Raw genomic sequence first — 19,765 nt, forward strand, 5'->3', positions numbered from 1 at the left:
TTCGGCTAGCCGCCGAACACGCGCTCCACGACAGCCTTCGCGCGGCGGGTGACGCGCATGTAGTTGTCCAGGAACTCGCTGCCGTCGTCATTGGGCCAGCCCGCTACGCGCGCGACGGCCGATAGTAGGCGGCCCGGGCCGGGGAGTTGGTCGGCGGGCTTGCCGCGCACCAGGACAAGGGCATTGCGGGCCTTGGTCGCCGTCAGCCACGCATCACGCAGCAGCGCAACGTCTTCGGTGTCCAACAGCTTGGTCTGCTCGATGACGTTCAGCGACTCGAGCGTGGAGGTGTTGTGCAGTCCGAGCACGTCGTGGGCGTAGCGCAACTGCATCAGCTGCACCGTCCATTCGATATCCGCGAGCCCGCCGCGGCCGAGCTTGGTGTGCGTGGCCGGATTGGCGCCGCGCGGCAGCCGTTCGGAATCGACCCGCGCCTTGATCCGCCGGATCTCGCGCACCGACTCCGACGACACACCGCCCTCCGGATAGCGAACCTTGTCGATGATGTGCAGAAAACGCACGCCCAGTTCCTCATCGCCCGCCACCTGGTGCGCGCGCAGCAGCGCCTGGACCTCCCACGGCTGTGCCCACTGCTGGTAGTAGGCGGCGTAGGCGGCCAGCGTGCGCACCAGCGCACCGTTGCGGCCCTCCGGCCGCAGCCCGGCGTCCACCTGCAGCGGCGGATCGGTGCTGGGCGCACCGAGCATCCGCTGCACCCGCTCGGCGATACTGATCGCCCACTTCACGGCCTTGGTCTCGTCCTCGCCGGGGCGCGGATCGCAGACAAACAGCACGTCGGCGTCGGAGCCGTAGCCCAGCTCCATGCCGCCGAGCCTGCCCATTCCGATCACCGCGAATTCGGCGGGCGCCGGTGCGCCGAGTTCGGCCTCACTGGCCCGGATGACCGCGCGCAGTGCGGCTTCCAGCACCGCCACCCACACCGAGGACAGCGCGCGGCACACCTGCGGTACCTCGAGCATGCCGAGCAGATCCGCCGAGGCCACCCTGGCCAGCTCGTGTCGACGCAGCGAACGCGCTGCGGCCACAGCGCGTTTCGGATCGTCGTAGCGTGCCGCCGCCGTAAGGATTCCGCGCGCAACGTCTTCCGGCTGCGGGCTCAACAACAGCGGGCCGCCCGGCCCGTCGGCGTACATCCGGATCGTGTCCGGCGCATTGATCAGCAGATCGGGCAGATACCCCGACGAGCCGAGCACGATCATCAGCCGCTGCGCGATCGCGCCCTCGTCGCGGAGTTCGCGCAGGAACCAGATCTGGTCGTCCAGACCCTCCGACACCCGTCGGTAGGCGAGCAGCCCGGCGTCGGGATTCGGTGTGTCACCGAGCCATTCGAGCAGCGTCGGTAGCAGCAACGCCTGAATACGTCCCTTGCGCGAGACACCGCCGGTCAGTGCTTTCAGGTGCCCGAGCGCGTGCTCCGGCGCGGCGTAACCCAGCGCGGCCAGCTGTCGGATGGCCGCATCGGGGCTCAGCCGCAGCGCGTCGGGGTCGAGCTTGACCACCGATTCCAGCAGCGGCCGGTAGAAGAGCTTGGCGTGTAAACGCCTCACCCGCATCGCATTACGCCGAATCTCGTTGCCGAGCACACCCACCGCGTCCTGCCTGCCGTCCGGTCGGATGTGTGCGGCGCGCGCCAGCCAGCGCATCCCTTCCTCGTCGTCGGCCGCGGGCAGGGTGTGCGTTCGCTTGAGCCGCTGCAATTGCAGCCGATGTTCGAGCAGGCGCAGGAATTCGTAGGAGGCGGTGAGGTTGGCCGCGTCGTCGCGGCCGATGTAGCCGCCAGCCGCCAGCGCCGTCAACGCCTCGACCGTGCCCTGCACATGCAGCGTCTCGTCTACTCGCCCGTGCACCAATTGCAGGAGTTGCACGGCGAATTCGACGTCGCGCAGGCTGCCGTGCCCGAGCTTGAGTTCGCGCTCGCGCAGATCGGCGGGCACCAGATCCTCCACCCGACGCCGCATGGCCTGCACATCGGCGACGAAATCCGGTCGCTCCGAGGCGGTCCAGACCATCGGCATCAGCGCGGCGCGATACTGCTCCCCCAGTTCCAGATCGCCGGTCATCGGCCGCGCCTTGAGCAGCGCCTGGAACTCCCAGGTCCGCGCCCATCGCTTGTAGTACGCGAGATGCGATTCCAGCGTGCGCACCAGCGCGCCGGCCTTGCCCTCCGGCCGCAGCGCCGCGTCGACCTCGAAGAAGGCCGCGCTGCCGACGCTCATCATCTCGGCGGCCAGCCTGGTAGCGGTGGCATCGACGGGCTCGGCGACGAACACCACATCGACGTCGCTGACGTAATTGAGTTCGCGCGCACCGCTTTTGCCCATGGCGATCAACGCGAGCCGGACCGGTACGGGTTCGTCCTTGTATACCCGGGCCACCGCCACCGACAACGCCGCCGTCAGTGCGGCATCGGCCAAGTCGGTGAGATGCCGACCCACCACCTGGTAGGGCAATACCGGTTCGTTCTCGACCGTCGCCGCCAGATCGAGCGCCGCGAGCAGCATCAGCTGATCGCGATACCGCTTGCGCAGCAAGGCAACCGACTCCGGACCGGCAATGGTCGCCCGGTAGAGCACGGCCGTCGCGTTCGGGCTTTCCGCCGGCACGGCCTCGACCGCGTCCAGCATATCCGCGATCAACTCCTCGCGACTCGGCAGCTTGTCGCGCCGCAGGATCTGCCACGCGCCAGGATCGGCGACCAGATGATCGGCGAGCGCACTCGACGACCCGATCAACGCGAACAGCCTGCCGCGCAGTGAGCTGTCGGCGCGCAATGCCGAATCCAATTCCGGCCAGTCGGCACCGAGCGCCGCGCGCAGCCGGATCAGCGTCATCAACGCAAGATCGGCGTCCGGCGACCGGGACAGCGCCCACAGCAGCGGAATGCTGTCGACGTTATCCCACGCCAACTCTCGTAACGACTCGGCAGCGGTCGGCTCGAGCAATCCGAGCCGACCGACACCGGGAACAGCTGAACGAGCAGGCGGCGGCCGGACCATATGTCCAACTTAGTTGGCCGAACATCTCTTTCCGCAAGGGTGAGTGGAAAGAAGTCCAAACGTAGCCGTTATCGCCTGACTCGTTGTGCTGGATTACAAACCGAGGTATTCCTTCAGCTCGTACGGGGTCACCTGGCTGCGGTAGTCCGCCCACTCCCGGCGCTTGTTGCGCAGGAAGAAGTCGAACACGTGCTCACCGAGGGTCTCGGCGACCAATTCGGAGCGCTCCATCGCCCTCAGCGCCTCGTCCAGGGTGCCGGGCAGCTCCCGGAAGCCCATCGCACGACGCTCGGCGACGGTCAGCGACCACACGTCATCCTCGGCCTCCGGCGGCAGCGTGTAGCCCTTCTCGATGCCACGCAGACCAGCGGCAAGCAGCACCGCGAAGGTCAGGTAGGGGTTACACGCCGAATCTGGGCTGCGGATCTCGACACGGCGCGAAGACGACTTGTTCGGGGTGTACATCGGCACGCGCACCAGCGCGGAGCGGTTCGACCGGCCCCACGAAGCCGCGGTCGGCGCTTCGCCGCCGTGGATGAGCCGCTTGTAGGAGTTCACCCACTGGTTGGTGATAGCGCTGATCTCCGGGGCGTGCTCCAAGATGCCCGCGATGAAGGCCCGCGCTGTATCCGACAGGTTGATCGGGTCGTCGGGATCGTGGAAGGCGTTCGCCTCGCCCTCGAACAGGCTCATGTGCGTGTGCATCGCCGAGCCCGGGTACCGGGCGAACGGCTTAGGCATAAATGTCGCGCGCACGCCCTCGTCGATGGCCACTTCCTTGATCACGTAGCGGAAGGTCATCACGTTGTCGGCCATCGACAGCGCGTCGGCGTAGCGCAGATCGATCTCCTGCTGGCCCGGCGCGCCCTCGTGGTGGCTGAACTCGACCGAGATGCCCATCGACTCGAGCGCGTCGATGGCGTGGCGACGGAAGTTCGGCGCCGAATCGTGCACGGCCTGGTCGAAGAAGCCGCCGGTGTCGGCAGGCCGCGGCTCGGCGCCCTGCGGGCCGTTCTCCAGCAGGAAGAACTCGATCTCGGGGTGCACGTAGCAGCTGAACCCGACGTCACCGGCCTTGTTTAGCTGACGGCGCAGCACGTGGCGCGGGTCGGCCCAGGACGGCGAGCCGTCCGGCATGGTGATGTCGCAGAACATGCGCGCGGAGTGTTGATGGCCCTTGCTGGACGCCCACGGCAGCACCTGGAAGGTCGACGGATCCGGCCGCGCCACCATGTCCGCCTCCGACACTCGGGCGAAGCCTTCGATGGCCGAGCCGTCGAATCCGATGCCCTCCTCGAATGCGCCCTCGAGCTCGGCCGGCGCGATGGCGACCGACTTCAGATAACCCAACACATCAGTGAACCAGAGACGCACGAAGCGGATATCCCGCTCTTCGAGCGTCCGCAGCACGAATTCCTTCTGGCGATCCATGAACGCGAGCGTAAGCACCTGGCGTTAAATCCGTGTTACATACATGTCTAGGGATTGCAATCCGGCGATTTGGAACAGATCGCACAGCCGAACGGACCGGCCGGTGAGGTCGGCAACGGCTGGGCGATCCGCACCCGTCGCACCCCTGTTCAGCAGGTGAGTCCGGCCGCCGGGACGGTCAGGTCCGTGAGGTAGGCGATGACCGCGCCGTCGAGGCACGAGTCGCCCGCGACCAGGGCAGCGGTGTGCCGGTTGCCGCGGTAGGTGATCAGCTCGGCACCCAACTGCGAGGCGAGGTCAACACCGGCCTGGTACGGCGTCGCGGGATCGTCGGTGGTCGACACAACCACCGTCTTCGGCAGGCCGGTCACCGAGATCCGGTGCGGTTCACTGGTATTCGGCACCGGCCAGCTGACGCACAGTTCCAGCGGTGCCGCACCGGTGCCGCGACCGTCGTCCATGAACGGCGCCGCCTTGCGGTACTCGGCGTCCTGCTTGCCCGCGACCGCGGGATCGGAAATCCGCGGATCGTCGACGCAGCGGATCGCGTTGAACGCGTCCTGGGTGTTGTTGTAGGTGCCGTCGTCGCGGCGGCCGTCGTACAGGTCGGCGAGCTTGAGCAGGGTGTCGCCGCGCCCGTCGCGCAGTTCTTTCAGCCCGTGGGTCAGCGGGGGCCACAGATCGTTGGTGTAGAGCGCCTGCTGCACGCCGGTGATGGCGTCGCCGTAGGTGAGCCCGCGCGTGTCGGTGGTCGAGGCGGGCTTGTCCCGCAGCGGATTCACCAGCGCGCGGAAGCGCGCGACGGACTGTGCCGGGTCGGTGCCGAGCGGGCAGTCCGGATCCTTGGCGCAGTCGGCACTGTAGGCCTCGAACACCTTCTGGAAGCCCGCGGCCTGCTGCAACGACTCCTGCACCGGGTCCTGCGAGGAATCGACCGCGCCGTCGAGCACCATCGCCCGCACGTGCGTCGGGAACTTCTCGGCGTAGGCCGAGCCGAGCTTGGTGCCGTAGGAGTAACCGAGGTAGCTGAGCTTCGGATCGCCGAGCACGCCCCGGATCACGTCCATGTCCTGCACCACCTCGCGGGTGCCGACATGGGCGAGGAACTCCGTGCCGGTGCGATCGACGCAGTGGCCGACGTACTTGCGGTTGTCGGCCTCCGACTTGGCGATGCCCTCGGGGGTGTTGTCCATCTGCGGGTCGGCCCGCTCCTGGTCGGCCTCCTGCGGGGTGAGGCAGGCGATGGCCGGGGTCGATGAGCCGACGCCGCGCGGGTCGAAGCCCACCCGGTCGAACTGCTCGGCCAGCGGGGTCTTGCTCGCGATGCCCGAAATCGACAGGCCCGACACCCCGGGTCCGCCCGGGTTCATCAGCAGTGAGCCGACGCGTTTGCCGCTGGCTTTGATCCGCGACAGCGCTATCTGCGCTGTCGGTCCGTCCGGTTTGGCGTAGTCGACGGGCACCGTGATGCGGGTGCATTCCGCGTCCTTGGCCATCCGGTCCTCCGGATCGCCGAAGCCGTCACAGCTGCCCCACGCGGGCGTCTGCGTATAGAACTTCTCCAACCCCGCAGGCGGCGCCGACATCGCCGCCGCCGGCTCGTCCTTGGAGTTGGTGCACCCGGCCATCACCATCGCCAGCACCGCTACCACGAGCACACCGCGCCCACTGCGCATCAAAGCCATCCTGAAATCCTGCCATCACCGGCGCCGGGCACTGTCAGGCTCCCACAGCTCGCTGTGATCAATCGCACCGGCCACGTCCCTTAATTCGCCCATCACGCGGGTGGCACACTGGATTCGTCAGGCAAACCCGGGGACCCGCATGGGCCTCGAGGAGACACGACGAAAGGGACGATGATGTCCGTATCCGATTCGGAATCCCCTGCCTACGGCGCAGCGCCCGCCGGGGCCAAGCCCGCCAAGCGCAAGACGCGGGTGCACCACCTGCAGCAGATGAAGTCCGAGGGTGCGCGCTGGTCCATGCTCACCGCCTACGACTACTCCTCGGCGCGACTGTTCGAGGAGGCGGGTATCCCGGTGCTGCTGGTCGGCGACTCCGCGGCGAACGTGGTCTACGGCTATGACACCACCGTGCCGATCACCGTCGACGAGCTCATCCCACTGGTGCGGGGCGTGGTTCGCGGTGCACCGCACGCGCTGGTGGTTGCCGACCTGCCGTTCGGCACCTACGAGTCCTCGCCGCAACAGGCTCTGGCCACCGCGACCCGGTTCATGAAGGACGGCCAGGCACACGCGGTGAAGCTGGAGGGCGGCGAGCGGGTTGCCGAGCAGATCGCGCTGATCACCTCGGCGGGCATTCCGGTGATGGCGCACATCGGCTTCACCCCGCAGAGCGTCAACACCCTCGGCGGCTTCCGGGTGCAGGGCCGCGGCGACGGCGCCGAACAGCTCATCGCCGACGCCATCGCAGTCCAGGAGGCCGGAGCGTTCTCTGTCGTGATGGAGATGGTGCCCGCGGAACTGGCCGGTCAGGTCACCCGCAAGCTGACCATTCCCACCGTCGGCATCGGCGCTGGCGCGGAATGCGATGCGCAGGTGCTGGTTTGGCAGGACATGGCGGGCTACACCAGCGGCAAGACCGCCAAGTTCGTCAAGCGCTTCGGCAATGTCGGTGACGAACTGCGCACCGCCGCGGCTACCTACGCCGACGAGGTCCGTCGCGGCGCGTTCCCCGGCCCCGAACACAGCTTCTAAAGCCGGGACATCAATGATCGACCGAGCAGCGCGCATTCCCGTCGCGCTGCTCGGCCAGCCATTGGCGCCGATGCTGGACTGGGGCATTCACACGGGCCGGACGGCGCAAACAGTGGCAGACTCGATGCCGACAATATCGACACGAGAGGTACCGATGCCGCAACGTCGTTGGATTGCCCGCAGCACGCTGCTGCTGGCCGGAGCTTTCGCCGCCGCTGCCCTGACCGCCTGCGGCAGCGGGTCGAACCCGACCGGAAGCTCCGGCTCGACCACGGGATCGGCCTCCGCGACCAGCGCACCGACCGGTTCCTCGGGCGCCAAGCCGGGCAGCCCGCAGATCTCCGACGCCGCGGCCACCCAGCTATGCGACATGATTCGGCCGGAACTGTCGAACTGGCGGGTCCAGGGCCCCACGCTGGGCCGGATCGGCCTCAACGCACTGGTGCACGAGTGGGCACTGCGCAATGGGGGCATCAACGGCCAGGTGCTGGCCGATAAGCCGATCATCGACCGGATCACCACCAAGAGCTGCGCCGACGTGCACCAACAGGCGATCGAGGCGCTGGAACTGTCCAACCTTGCTTCCGGACTCGCCTTCTGATGCGGACCCTGTACCCCCCGATCGAGCCGCATGAGAAGGGCATGCTCGATGTCGGCGCGGGACAGTCCGTGTACTGGGAGGTCAGCGGCAACCCGGACGGTAAGCCGGTGGTGTTCCTGCACGGCGGGCCCGGCGGCGGCACCGCACCGTTCCACCGACAGTTCTTCGACCCGGACGCCTACCGGATCGTGCTGCTCGACCAGCGCGGGTGCGGTCGCTCCACCCCGCACATCGCCGACGGGGCAAGCCTGGAAACCAACACCACGCCGCACCTGGTCGCCGACATCGAAGCGCTGCGCGAGCACCTGGGCATCGAGCGCTGGCAGGTATTCGGCGGCTCCTGGGGTTCGACGCTGGGGCTGACCTACGCGCAAGCGCATCCGGAGCGGGTGACCGAGCTGGTGCTGCGCGGGATCTTCTTGTTGCGGCGCAAGGAAATCGACTGGTACTACAACGGCGCCGCGGGCTACGTCTACCCGGACGAGTGGGAGAAGTTCCTGGCCCAGGTGCCCGAGGCCGAGCGCGACAGCGACCTGATCGAGGTCTACCACCGGCTGCTGCACTCCCCCGACGAGGGGGTCGCGCTCGCAGCCGCCGTCGCCTGGTCCACCTGGGAGGGCGCGACGAGTTCGCTGCTTCCGCACCCGGATCGGGTCGCCGAGACCGCCGAGCCGCGCTTCGCGCTCGCCTTCGCCCGTATCGAGAACCACTACTTCGTCAACCGTGGTTTTCTGGAGGAAGGCCAACTGCTGCGCGATATCGACACCATCGAGCACATCCCCGTCGTCATCGTGCAGGGCCGCCACGACATCGTCTGCCCTGCCGTCAGCGCGTGGCAACTGCACCGCGCCTGGCCAGGTTCGGTGCTGCACATCGTCGACGACGCCGGGCACGCCGCCAACGAGCCAGGGATCACCCACCATCTCATCGAAGCAACCGATAGATTCGCGAAAGTGAGCTGAATATGGTCAGCGCCGGAAACGCTCTCGTCGCGGCACTCAGCGATGACGTCGACCGCCTGCTGGCCGCAGAACCGGAAGTCCGCGCGGACGCCGACGACTCGGTGCACCAGATGCGCGTGGCCACCCGTCGGCTACGCAGCGTGCTGCGGTCGTATCGCAAACTCTTCGAACAGGCCCCCGCCGCGGCCATGGGCGACGAACTCAAGTGGCTGGCCGAATTGCTCGGTGTCGCAAGGGACGCCGAGGTCCGGGCCGACCGGTTCGCCGCACTACTGACCGAACACGCACCCGAATCGGCCCCCGGCGGCCGCGAACCCGAGCCCACCGGAGCCGGATCCGGTACTGGGACAGACGGATTCGAAGAATCGGGCAAAACCGGGCTCGGACCCGACGACATCGAATCCCTAACGACCGAATTGGTTGGCAAGGAGCGCACGCGGTACTGGACCGCCCATGCCGAGATCCTCGCCGCGCTCGACGGCCATCGCTACCGCAAACTGCGTGCCGAACTGTCGCTCTGGCGCACCGATCCCCCACTGGATCCCGCGCGCGCCGAGAAGCCCGCGCCAGAGGCGTTCGAGCGGGTGCTGCGCCGTGACCGCAATCAGCTGCGCCGACTCGTCTTCGCCGAGCCCGCCGTCCCACCCGCCGAGCGGATCGAGTTGCTGCACGATATCCGCAAGGGCGCCAAGCGATTACGGTACTCATGCGAGGGCGCGGCCGCGACGCTGGGCCATGCGGCCGCTGAGCTGGGCGGCGACGCGAAACGCCTGCAGACCGTGCTCGGCGACCACCGCGACGCCGTCGAGTCCCGCGAGGCCATCCAGGCCTGCGCCCTGGAGTCACACGCCACGGGCGCGGTTGCGTCGATTTACGAACTCTTGGCCGACGCCGAGGACGTTGCGGCAGGTAAAGCGCTCGCCCGGTATCCGGTCGCGGCGTCCTTCGTGTCCGCCGACTGAAAAGATTCCGCCCTCGGATTCAGCCCGCGCATCGCGTCCGATGCTGACCGGTGCGCATCAGCACCGGCCTCGACGTGCCCTTTCGGGCTGGGCGATGCCGCGACTACTGTCCGACGTGGGGATCGCGGTGGTCAGATGCTCGCCCCGCTATGAGCACGCGGCACACAGACTTCCGCCTACACCGCTCGATAGCGTGGTGAAAGTCCGTGGCCTAGACCGGGAAAGCGAAGGTGATCTTGCGGTTCGCCGGGTCGGCCGAGACCAGGCGAACCCGGACGGTGGCACCTTCCGGTGGCGATCCGACGCAAGGCCCCACCACCGGCGGGTCGGCGATGAACACCTCGGCGGGACGGTTGCCGTTTGCTTCTCGCACGACCACCGCGTCGAACTCGACGCCGCTGCGCGCGGCGAGCAGGGTGGCCTCGGTCAGGTCGATGCAGGCTCGCTCCACCTTGTTCGCGACGCCGTCACTGCGCCGCATCGACTCGGCGGTGGGTGTCAGTCCATCCCGAACCCATTGCGGAACGTCGGTTCCGGCGCAGAGTGCCAAGCAGATTTCGGTGGCGAACCGGTCGGGCAGTCGGCGCAGCGGGGCGGTCACGTGCGCGTACGGCGCACCGATCGCACCGTGCTGCAGGTTGTTCGGCTGCTGGGCGTGCGGCTGCCGATTGTTCGATGAGCCCACCTTCGACTGGCCCGGATCCGGCCGTGCAGCGCTCGCCGATCTCGCGCTCGCCGTCCCTGCGCTCGCCGTCCCTGCGCTCGACGGCTCAGCGCTCGACCCCCCAACATCCGACGTCCCCGCGCTCGCACCGATGGCATTCACCCGCCCAGCACTCGACTGTCCAGCATCCGCCTGAGCGACACTTCGCCGCGCACCATTCGGCTGCGCATCCTTCGAAGTCACCGCATTTGGACGCATCGCATTCGGCTGCACAGCGTTGGTCTGGGCGGGGTCCGACCGGGACTCCTGCGCGACCGGCGCTCTCAGCACCGTGTACCCGGCCCCGCGCAACAACCCGGTGGCCTCCGACATGAGCACCAGCGCGGCGGGCGTGTTCAGGTCGAGCCCGGCCAGCATCCGGCCGACCGACTGGTCCGCGGGCCAGGCGATTCCCAGAGCCGCGGCGGTCCTGCGCATCGAATCGATCGCCGAATCGACGGGCGGCGGCATCGTCCGCAGCAGCGCGATGCGCTCCCCCGACCGCGGCGTCCCGTCGAGCATGATCCGGGCGGCGCACATTCCGGTCAGCAGCGACACCTGTTCGTTCCAGTCGTCGGCGGCGGTGCGCGGCTCCAGCACCAGTCGCCAATGTCCGTCGGATCGGTCGTCGCGGATCACGCTCTGAGCGGGCAGGCGCAGCCCGATCGCGCCGCGCGTCAGCCCCGCCTCGATGCGCCGCTTGCCGAATTCCGGCAGGGCTGCGATCGAGGGGTGCAGCCGGCCCGCGTCGGCGTCGGCCTGCACGCCCGCATAGTCGAGTCGGGCGCGGGAGCGAATCATGGCGCGCACGACCGAGAACCGCAGGGGTTCGGCGTTTTCGTCGAGTTCGATGGTCCACAGCGCGGCGGGCCTGGTCTGGTCCGGCAGCAGGCTCGCGGTGCCCTCCGACAGGACCGGCGGATGCAGCGGCACGGCGCCATCGGGCAGGTAGAAGGTTTGTCCTCGGGCGCCCGCCTCGGCGGCAAGGGCTCCGTCGGGGTTGATCACGGCGCCGACATCGGCGATCGCGTAGTGGAGGGTGAACCCGGAATCGGTGCGTTCCAGATGCAGCGCCTGGTCGAGATCCATGGCGCCGGGCGGGTCGATCGTCACGAACGGGATGTCGGTGCGATCGATGCGGTTGCCCGCGAACGCGTCGACCGCGTCGCGGGCTTCCGAGATTGCCTCGGCGGGATACGCCGAGGCCAATCCGAATTCGGAACGGATGGCGCCAAAATCGACCGGCGCCGAGACGATCCGCTGGTGAAGTTCCACGCTGCTGGTGTCGAGCTCTACTGCAGCGCCAACATGGTGCCGCTCAATTGGTTGAACGGTCCGAACACCGTGAATGCCACCCGGCCGCCCGGAACGCTCGACGACACGGTGGCCGCCGCGTCGAGCGCCTGGCCGAAGGATGGCGCCGACGGATGCGGCAGACCGGCGATCGTCTGCCCGAAGTGCGACTGGTGCACCCACGCCGTATCGGCGGGGCTGAGGTCGACCCGCACCCCGCCCGCCAGCGGAGTCACCGCGACCGCGCTGGCGGACCCGGCGCCAAGCACTGCGAAAACTGATGCAGCCCCGGCGATCAACGCGCCGGCGACCAGTGAACGAACTACCCGCATAGAGTTGAGACCTGCTTCCGCGATCGAAGAATGAACGGCCCGCCGCAGCCCAGCAACGGGCAACGGGCCTTGCCAACGGCGACCACTCTATGACCTCCCTCACGTTCAAGGCCAGTTGCGAACGAATCGCCGGGGCGGACACGCCGAGCCGCACCTCCGGGGTAGCCGACTGCTAGGGTTGCGCAGCGTAGCGGGATTCGATTTCCCGCGCATTCCGAAGTGTCCCCATACGTCGACAATTGGAGTACGCACTGATGTCATCGCTGCTTTTCGACTATTTGATGCCACTGCTCGGCCCGGAACAGGCCGCCTACTGGGCTCAGGTGTTCGCTATCGCACCGCTCTGACCGCACCGCCACACGCGGTCGTCGTCGCCTTCTGTTAACGAGACGGGAGGCGACGTTCTCCAAGTGCCGCTAATATCCCGCTCCGTGCAAAGAACTTCCGCCGCTATCGCGGCCAGCGTCACCCTCTTCACCCTGCTTCTCGCCGGCTGCAACAACGACAAGGCCAGCAGCGCCGCCCCGTCGTCAACGGCGAGTGCCGGAACGTCTTCGGCGTCCGCCGCCGACTCCCCCGCCCTCGACAATGTCAAGGCAGGCACGTTCGTCGTCAGCTACCGCAATGCCTTCCCCAAGCTCGCCGAGGGCAAGGACGACGCCGGGATTCGCGACATCCTTGTCCAAACCTGCAAGGACATCAAGGACGGCAAGGCCGAGGACCCGGTCGTGCAGAACATCATCACGCGGACCAAGACCGGGTCGGTCCAGGCCAGCAAGGAAGAGGCCCAGGCGATCTATCAAATGGCCAAAATGCTCTGCTGAACGCGCGCTCTCGAGCTATTTACGCCAGGGCAGGTAGTTCGGCAGGTACTTCAACACGTAACCCACCGTGATCATGACGATGATTGCGATCAACGGAATCAGTGGTGACATCGGCTCGGTCCTTTACGTTGTGCTACCGAGGTGGGTGGAACCCGTATCGGTACACGCCCGCCGTATTACGTCCGCGTTCCATTCTGGTCTGCCGTGGGCGTATCGTCCGAACCCGGCGCCGGTGGGCTACTGCGCTCCAAAAAGCGCAGCAGCTCCACCGGGAACGGCAGCACCAATGTCGAATTCTTTTCCGCCGCAACCTGGACCACGGTTTCCAGCAATCGCAGCTGCAACGCGGCGGGATGCTCGGACATCTGGGCGCCTGCCTGCGCCAGCATCTGCGATGCCTGCAATTCACCCTCCGCCGAGATGACCCTCGCGCGACGTTCCCGCTCCGCCTCGGCCTGCCGGGACATCGAGCGCTTCAGCGAATCCGGCAGTGCCACATCCTTGATCTCCACCCGGTCGATATGCACGCCCCAGACCAGCGCGGGGCTGTCGATCATGAGCTCGAGCCCCTTGTTCAGCTGTTCCCGATTGGACAGCAGATCGTCGAGTTCGCTCTTACCGATGATCGAACGCAGCGAGGTCTGCGCCACCTGGCCGACCGCGAAGAGATAGTTCTGCACCTGCACCACCGCTTCGATCGGATCGATAACCCGGAAATACACCACCGCGTCCACCCGCACGGTCACGTTGTCGCGGGTAATCCCATCCTGCGCGGGCACCGGCATGGTAATGATCTGCGTCGAGACCTTGCGCATCCGGTCGATGAATGGAATCAGCATCCGCAGCCCGGGATCGCGGATACCGACCACCCGCCCGAACCGGAACACCAGTCCCTTCTCGTACTGGGTGACCACCCGTGCGCTCGCCGCGGTCAGCATGGCGCCGACCACCGCAACCGCACCGAAAATAATGACAAGGACGTCCATATCTACACCACCGCGCGAAGTGCCCCTCTTCCATCATGGCACCGCACGGCCCGGCTGGACAGGGCGGACGAGTTGGCCTGTAAGCCGGATCCTGTCCCCGGTCACACCGGGTGACGACCATCCATCTGGACACACCGTTGCCGGGTGCCTCGAGCGGTCCACCCGCAGGCTCGGGCGAGCAGCCCTCGAACGCCTGCGCAGCCGCACCGCGATCGATGCGACCTTTGACCTTGCTCCGGGCGGGGTTTACCTAGCCGCCCCGGTCACCCGGGGCGCTGGTGCGCTCTTACCGCACCGTTTCACCCTCACCGACGCTGTTCTTTCGAAAAAGCACAGCGTCGGCAGTCTATTTTCTGTGGCACTTTCCCGCGGGTCGCCCCGGGTTGCCGTTAGCAACCGCCCTGCTCTGTGGAGTCCGGACTTTCCTCGACAACGGGCTGCGGCACAGTGGTGCCCGTTCCCGTCGCCGCGGTCGCCCGGCCAACTCGTCCGCGGCGTCCAGGGTACGTTGTTCGCGGGCCTGACCTCACAGCCGGTCAGCGCAAAACAGTAAAACAGTACGGTGGGGTGCCATGGAACGTGTCGAGGTCAGTTTCCCTTCGGGTAGCGAGCATTGCGCCGCCTGGCTGTACCCACCCGACGGCATCCCCAAGCCCCGCCCGCTGGTGGTCATGGGACACGGACTGGGAGCCAATCGGGAAATGGGATTGGATAGGTATGCGCGTCGGTTCGCCGCCGCCGGGATGGCCGTGCTGGTATTCGACTACCGGCATTTCGGGGCCAGCCAGGGCGCCCCGCGCCAGCTGCTGAATATCCCCCGTCAGCGCGAAGACTGGCGCGCCGCCATCGCCTACGCGCGCACCCTGCGCGGCATCGATGCGACCCGAATCGCGCTGTGGGGCACCTCATTCGGCGGTGGGCACGTGCTATCCGTCGCGCCCGACGACGACTACATCGCCGCCGTCGTCGCGCAGGTTCCGTTCACCAGCGGCTGGGCCTCGGCGTGGGCGAAGGGCCCGACCAGCCTCACCAAGGTGGCCACTATCGCTGCCACCGATCTGCTCGTCGGATCTATCCGTCGCAAGCCGGTCCGCATTCGCCTGGCGGGCCGCAAGCGTTCGGCCGCGCTGATGAGTGCTGCGGATGTGCTAGAAGGTTATGGCAGGCTTGCCGACGAAAGCGAAAGCTACGAACCGAAAGTCGCTGCCCGGGTCGCGTTGTCGACCCTGTTCGACTCCCCGGGCCGGCGCGCCAAGTCGCTGAAGATGCCGGTCATGTACGTGATCGCCGACAACGATTCGATCGCACCGGTCAAACCGACGCTGCGCGCCGCGGCACGCACCAAGCACGCCGTCGTGAAGCGTTATCCCGTCGGGCATTTCGACGTCTACTTCGACGACCACTTCGAGCTGGCGGTCTACGACCAGACCGAGTTCCTGGTTTCGGTGCTGCGGCCGTGATCCACCCCGGCGTCGAGGCAGTGCCGGCGGTCTCGACGTCGGCCATGCCGATGAACGCGACGCGAAATAGTGAGTCCGCCTGAGCAATTGATCGATGCCCGCCGGCATCGACCGAGCCGGTTCGGTGACGGGCCTGCCGCTGCGAGGCAGATCGCTGGGTGGCGCGACAGCGAGTAGCCGGCGGCAACCCCTCGCCGGGCTGTCTACTCATGCCGGAAGCGGATCACTCCCCCCCAATACCGCACGGGCTTGTGCGGGTCCTGTTGCGGCAGATAGGTGAACGGCCGCAGGTACCACGGTGCGCGGCCGAGCTTGCGGGCGCGCACCGTGATCACCTCGATCTCCACCGGCTGCCACCCGAGCTCCTCGAAGAAGGTGATGCCGTTGGGCGGATCGAACTTCACCGGGGTGTTGTCGAGGCTCGAACCGACCAGCTTTTCCATCCGCAGGCCGACATCCGACAGCCACCAGGCGATCTCGGGCCGGGCCAGCGCACGCGCGAGGTCGGCGACGGTCTCCGGATCGAGGTAGAACACCAGTCCCTCGGTGAGCACCAGCGCCTTGGTTGCGGGCGTGGTCACCGGCCCGATCGCGCCGAGCGCCTCGTCCAGGAACTTCGCCCTGGCGTCGGGATCTGAGAGGTCGACGCCTCGGCGGATCAGCAAGCAATTCGGCGTTTCGCCGGCCAGCGCGCTCTCCTTCTCCGCGACCAGCTCAGGGAGGTCGGCCTCGACCCACAGGAAGTCGGCGGGCAGTTCGAGCCGGTACGGCCGGGTGTCCAATCCGGCGGCGAGATTCAGCACTCGATCGCAGCCCTCAGCGATCGACGTCCTGATGAGGTCGTCGATGAGAACGGTCCGGGTGACCATTGGCCAGCCGTTGCGCACGGCCCGCGGTGCGGCGTCGGCGAATGCGTGACCGTGCGGCCCGGCCAGCCGATCGGCCAGTGGGTCGCGGAACAGCGCGTCGCGGCGCGCCGTCTCGCGGGCACGGCAGGCAGCCATCCACCGAGCGGTGTCGGATACGTTCGAAATCGGTACTTCCGTTAGCACGCGGCGAGTTTGGCACACAGTCGCCGCGAAGGTCGGCCAAGGTGGAAGGCGTCGGTACCGTCCTCGGCGGGTCCAGGATGTGGGCGAGGAAGAGGCGGGATGGCGTCGACCGGAGGTAGGCGCAGCACGCCGGATTGGAAGTCCTGGGAGATGGTGTCGTTGTGGATGAGGTGACGCCCAGGCCTTCTCGGGCGGCGGCTAGGACCGCGCCGTGGCTGCGAGGGTGGTGGGGATGACGAGCCTTCCTCGCCTCCCACTCCGCATCGGCCTCGGGATCCTCTACGATCCGGCCCGATACAACGGCCATAGGCGGACCTGGCCGAGACGGTGCTGCAGGGCGATCGGGATACTGAACTTGCCGTTGAATGCGTTCCGTTCCGGGGTTCCAGGAGCACGGCGGCTGCGGATGCGTCCGCCGTGCGAGAGCGGTAAGGGGATGCGGTCAGGCGGCGGCGCGTTCATTGACGGGTCGACGGCGCAGGTTCGAGCGCTGGAGTGCCGGGGGCAAGTAGGCCATGTCGAGCGTGCCGATATCGGTGCCGGGCGGGACGATCTCGTCGATCCGGTCGAGGATCTCGTCGGTGAGCGTGACGTCGACGCCGGCGAGCAGGTCGTCGAGTTGCTCCATCGTGCGCGGCCCGATGATCGCGCTGGTCACGCCAGGATGAGCGATCGCGAACGCCATCGCGAGGTGCGTCATCGGCAAGCCCGCCTCTTCGGCGAGCGGAATGATCTGTTCGACGGCATCGAGCCGACGCTCGTCACTGAGGTGCTTGAAACGAGTGGCGCGGCGGAGGTCGGTCTGCTGACCCTTCCGGATGCGCCCGGTGAGCATTCCCTGCGCGAGCGGGCTCCACACCATCGTGCCCATCCCGTAGCGTTGGGCGACGGGCAGTACCTCGGTTTCGATGCCGCGGTTGAGGATCGAGTAGGTCGGTTGTTCGGTGCGGAATCGTTCCAGTCCCCGCCGCTCGGCCACCCATTGGGCTTCGATGATGTCGGAGGCGGGCATCGTGGACGACCCGATCGCACGGACTTTACCGCTGTGGATCAGGTCCGAGAGCGCGGAAAGTGTCTCCTCGATGTCGGTGTCGGGGTCCGGTCGGTGGATTTGGTAGAGGTCGATGTGGTCGGTCTGCAAGCGACGCAGCGAGTTCTCGACCTCGGTCATGATCCAGCGCCTCGAGTTGCCTCGCTGATTGGGATCATCACCCATCGGAAGATGCAGCTTGGTCGCAAGGACGACGTTGTCGCGACGCCCCTCGAGCGCCTTTCCCACGATCTCTTCTGACTCGCCGTGGGCGTACGCGTCGGCGGTGTCAACGAAGTTGATCCCTGCATCCAGCGCTCTGTGGATGATGCGGATCGAGTCGTCGTGGTCGGGGTTGCCGATGGCCCCGAACATCATTGCGCCGAGCGCGTAGGGACTGACCTTGATGCCGGTCCGGCCGAGGGTGCGGTACTGCATACGGTTTCTCCTGAGGTTGTGGTCGAGGTGGTGAGCGCATCTTTCGATGCCGTACCCTGGACCGAAGCGGAACGTCCTTCCGGAACTATACGGAAAGGCTTTCCGGAAAAGCAAGCGAAGGAGTGTTGTGACAGAGGACACGGCGCCGACCGGAGTCGACTCGACCGGCTCTGCGAAGCCGGGCGCACTCGAACGCGCGCCGCGTCGGTTGCGCGTCGACGCGCAACGCAACATCGACTCCTTGCTCGAGGCAGCGAAGGCCGTCTTCGGCACGTCAGGCGTGGACGCGCCCGCGAAGGAGATCGCTGATCTGGCCGGCGTGGGAGTCGGAACGCTGTACCGGCACTTCCCGCAGCGCTCGGACCTGGTCAGGGCCGTGTTTCAGCGCGAGGTGGATGCCTGCGCCGACGCGGCCCCGGCGCTGACCGCAGCGCACGAGCCAGGAGCAGCACTCGCGAAGTGGCTCCACCGGTACACCGAGTTCCTCGCGACCAAACGAGGACTCGCTGCAGCCCTTCACTCGGGCGATCCGGCGTTCGACGCCTTGCCCGGCTACTTCATGCAGCGACTCGGACCTGCTCTCGGGTCACTGCTCGAAGCCGCGACAGCGAGTGGCGAGATTCGTGCCGACATCAGCCCCAAGTACCTCCTGTACGCCGTCGCCAATCTGTGCCTGCCCGTGGCGGACGAGGGAGTCGCCTACAGCCAACGCATGGTCGCGCTCCTCATCGACGGACTACGCTACGGCGCCGAAACGAGCCAGTCTCGCTCCTGAAGTCGTGCACAGATCGGTTCATTCCTTCCCGAGGTATGGCCGGTCCGCCTCGATGAACGACAACGACAATCCTGGGCCACAGTCCGCGAGTGCCGTTCCGACGACGCAGACCCGGGGTGCCGAGTGCGCCTCGCAGCACACGTCGCGGACATGGCCGCTATGCTCCTCAGCAGGTCAGAAGCGCCGCCGCGAGCATCGCGGCCGGAAAAGTCGGGCTCTGGCTGTACACGCCGATCCTGATCGATCCGGCCGGCTGCATCGATCTGCGGCTGGCTTATTTCCGCGCGGTCCGGCACATCGCACATCGCACATCGCTGCCATCCACCCCAGCCAGCACCGGCCGTCTGATTGACCATCAACAAACCCCAGCTTCACTGCATCCTGGGCCGCCACGACTTGGCCAGCCGCGCAACGCCATCACCGGCAACACGGCAAATTTCCGGGGAAATTCACGAACACGCTTGTGTGAGATGTTCGCTCCTGCGGCCGGACCCAGCCCAACGGGGCAGGCTGGAAGAGATCCGCGACAACCTCGAAGCCCCGCATCATCGAAGCCAAACGTCAAGGCTGGCTAGGCGAAGTCGAGGGCCTGCAGGTCAGCTACAGCGGTGCCAAGGACAAACTCACCCAGATCGATGCCACACTCCAGCGGAAGACGGCAGCAACTGAACTCGGCATGTCGTCATTTGAGTCCATCTCCGGAAGGTCGTCTGCCCCATGAAGATTAGTTCAGAGAACCCCGATGTCCTCGAGCGGAGCCGATGCGTAGTCGAGCAAGCGCATGAGGTTCTCGCTCGACTGCAGCTCTTCGATCGCTGGCGGGCCTTCGGAACGCCTGTCCTCGTGGGCGCGGTGGCATACGAGTTGGCTATGGAACCCGACATCGATATGGAGATCTATTGCGATGAACCGCGGATCGAGGACGGCTTCACCGTGTTGCGCGACTGCGCGATCTCCGAGAACGTGCGGAAGGCGCGGTTCGGCAACTACCTGAACGAAGCGGACCAGGGTCTGTATTGGCGGCTCGACTACCGCGCAGACGATGGCACCGACTGGAAAATCGACATGTGGTTGTTGCGTCGCGACCACCCAGGCCCGTGCGCCGCACACCTGGTCGAACCGCTTCGGGCGACATTGACACCGCAGACCCGGCGCACGATCTGGAACTGAAATCGCTGATAC

Annotated in this window: 16 protein-coding genes and 1 other RNA gene; 8 read left to right on the plus strand and 9 right to left on the minus strand. The window is 66.9% G+C overall.

Going from position 1 to position 19,765, the window contains the following annotated elements; genetic code table 11:
- Window positions 1-5: 5 nt before the first annotated feature.
- The 3 genes from ACV7NQ_RS05755 to ACV7NQ_RS05765 form a co-directional block, all read right to left on the minus strand.
- On the minus strand, window positions 6-3,017 hold the full coding sequence (locus ACV7NQ_RS05755) for a bifunctional [glutamine synthetase] adenylyltransferase/[glutamine synthetase]-adenylyl-L-tyrosine phosphorylase (RefSeq protein ID WP_463358660.1): 3,012 nt from the start codon (window positions 3,015-3,017) through the stop codon (window positions 6-8).
- Window positions 3,018-3,110: 93 nt separating this feature from the next.
- Window positions 3,111-4,448 (minus strand): type I glutamate--ammonia ligase, encoded by a 1,338-nt coding sequence (glnA, locus tag ACV7NQ_RS05760; protein WP_463358661.1) that lies wholly within the window; start codon window positions 4,446-4,448, stop codon window positions 3,111-3,113.
- A gap of 149 nt (window positions 4,449-4,597) precedes the next feature.
- The gene (locus tag ACV7NQ_RS05765) at window positions 4,598-6,124 is read right to left on the minus strand and encodes an alpha/beta hydrolase (RefSeq protein ID WP_463358662.1); all 1,527 of its coding nucleotides are present in this window, start codon (window positions 6,122-6,124) and stop codon (window positions 4,598-4,600) included.
- A 183-nt stretch (window positions 6,125-6,307) separates the two neighbouring features.
- Between ACV7NQ_RS05765 and panB the strand changes: the two genes are divergently transcribed.
- The 4 genes from panB (at window position 6,308) to ACV7NQ_RS05785 (ending at window position 9,690) form a co-directional block, all read left to right on the plus strand.
- The gene (gene panB, locus ACV7NQ_RS05770; RefSeq protein WP_463365552.1) at window positions 6,308-7,165 is read left to right on the plus strand and encodes a 3-methyl-2-oxobutanoate hydroxymethyltransferase; all 858 of its coding nucleotides are present in this window, start codon (window positions 6,308-6,310) and stop codon (window positions 7,163-7,165) included.
- Between the two features lie 154 nt (window positions 7,166-7,319).
- Window positions 7,320-7,766, plus strand: a complete 447-nt coding sequence (locus ACV7NQ_RS05775; protein WP_463358663.1) for a hypothetical protein — start codon at window positions 7,320-7,322, stop codon at window positions 7,764-7,766.
- Window positions 7,766-8,728, plus strand: coding sequence for a prolyl aminopeptidase (gene pip / locus ACV7NQ_RS05780; protein ID WP_463358664.1), 963 nt, complete (start codon window positions 7,766-7,768; stop codon window positions 8,726-8,728). The genes ACV7NQ_RS05775 and pip overlap by 1 nt, the downstream gene beginning before the upstream one ends.
- A 2-nt stretch (window positions 8,729-8,730) precedes the next feature.
- Window positions 8,731-9,690 (plus strand): CHAD domain-containing protein, encoded by a 960-nt coding sequence (locus ACV7NQ_RS05785; protein ID WP_463358665.1) that lies wholly within the window; start codon window positions 8,731-8,733, stop codon window positions 9,688-9,690.
- A 211-nt stretch (window positions 9,691-9,901) separates the two neighbouring features.
- Here ACV7NQ_RS05785 and ACV7NQ_RS05790 read toward each other — a convergent pair whose 3' ends face one another.
- Both ACV7NQ_RS05790 and ACV7NQ_RS05795 read right to left on the minus strand, forming a co-directional pair.
- Entirely contained in the window at window positions 9,902-11,668 is a 1,767-nt protein-coding gene (locus tag ACV7NQ_RS05790) for an RNB domain-containing ribonuclease (protein WP_463358666.1), read from the minus strand.
- A 17-nt stretch (window positions 11,669-11,685) separates the two neighbouring features.
- Window positions 11,686-12,018 (minus strand): hypothetical protein, encoded by a 333-nt coding sequence (locus tag ACV7NQ_RS05795; RefSeq protein WP_463358667.1) that lies wholly within the window; start codon window positions 12,016-12,018, stop codon window positions 11,686-11,688.
- 431 nt (window positions 12,019-12,449) lie between these two features.
- On the opposite strand from ACV7NQ_RS05795, the gene ACV7NQ_RS05800 reads away from it, so the two are divergent.
- Window positions 12,450-12,842 carry a hypothetical protein gene (locus ACV7NQ_RS05800; RefSeq protein ID WP_463358668.1) on the plus strand — a complete coding sequence of 131 codons (393 nt, stop codon included), beginning with the start codon at window positions 12,450-12,452 and terminating at the stop codon, window positions 12,840-12,842.
- A 176-nt stretch (window positions 12,843-13,018) separates the two neighbouring features.
- On the opposite strand, the gene ACV7NQ_RS05805 is transcribed toward ACV7NQ_RS05800, so the two are convergent.
- Together ACV7NQ_RS05805 and rnpB are read right to left on the minus strand one after the other, a co-directional pair.
- A complete protein-coding gene (locus ACV7NQ_RS05805) occupies window positions 13,019-13,828 on the minus strand; it encodes a slipin family protein (protein ID WP_463358669.1) in 810 nt (269 codons plus the stop codon).
- A gap of 64 nt (window positions 13,829-13,892) precedes the next feature.
- Window positions 13,893-14,316, minus strand: an RNA gene (rnpB, locus tag ACV7NQ_RS05810) — RNase P RNA component class A.
- An 84-nt stretch (window positions 14,317-14,400) separates the two neighbouring features.
- Here rnpB and ACV7NQ_RS05815 point away from each other — a divergent pair.
- Window positions 14,401-15,288: an alpha/beta hydrolase gene (locus ACV7NQ_RS05815; RefSeq protein WP_463358670.1), complete on the plus strand. Its 888-nt coding sequence runs from the start codon at window positions 14,401-14,403 to the stop codon at window positions 15,286-15,288.
- A 203-nt stretch (window positions 15,289-15,491) separates the two neighbouring features.
- On the opposite strand, the gene ACV7NQ_RS05820 is transcribed toward ACV7NQ_RS05815, so the two are convergent.
- Both ACV7NQ_RS05820 and ACV7NQ_RS05825 read right to left on the minus strand, forming a co-directional pair.
- Entirely contained in the window at window positions 15,492-16,292 is an 801-nt protein-coding gene (locus tag ACV7NQ_RS05820; RefSeq protein ID WP_463358671.1) for a class I SAM-dependent methyltransferase, read from the minus strand.
- A 490-nt stretch (window positions 16,293-16,782) separates the two neighbouring features.
- On the minus strand, window positions 16,783-17,808 hold the full coding sequence (locus ACV7NQ_RS05825; protein WP_463358672.1) for an aldo/keto reductase: 1,026 nt from the start codon (window positions 17,806-17,808) through the stop codon (window positions 16,783-16,785).
- Between the two features lie 127 nt (window positions 17,809-17,935).
- On the opposite strand from ACV7NQ_RS05825, the gene ACV7NQ_RS05830 reads away from it, so the two are divergent.
- Together ACV7NQ_RS05830 and ACV7NQ_RS05835 are read left to right on the plus strand one after the other, a co-directional pair.
- A complete protein-coding gene (locus ACV7NQ_RS05830) occupies window positions 17,936-18,583 on the plus strand; it encodes a TetR/AcrR family transcriptional regulator (protein WP_463358673.1) in 648 nt (215 codons plus the stop codon).
- Between the two features lie 717 nt (window positions 18,584-19,300).
- Window positions 19,301-19,753, plus strand: coding sequence for a hypothetical protein (locus tag ACV7NQ_RS05835; RefSeq protein ID WP_463358674.1), 453 nt, complete (start codon window positions 19,301-19,303; stop codon window positions 19,751-19,753).
- Window positions 19,754-19,765 lie beyond the last annotated feature (12 nt).

This window comes from Nocardia sp. Tas62D01, assembly GCF_055232035.1.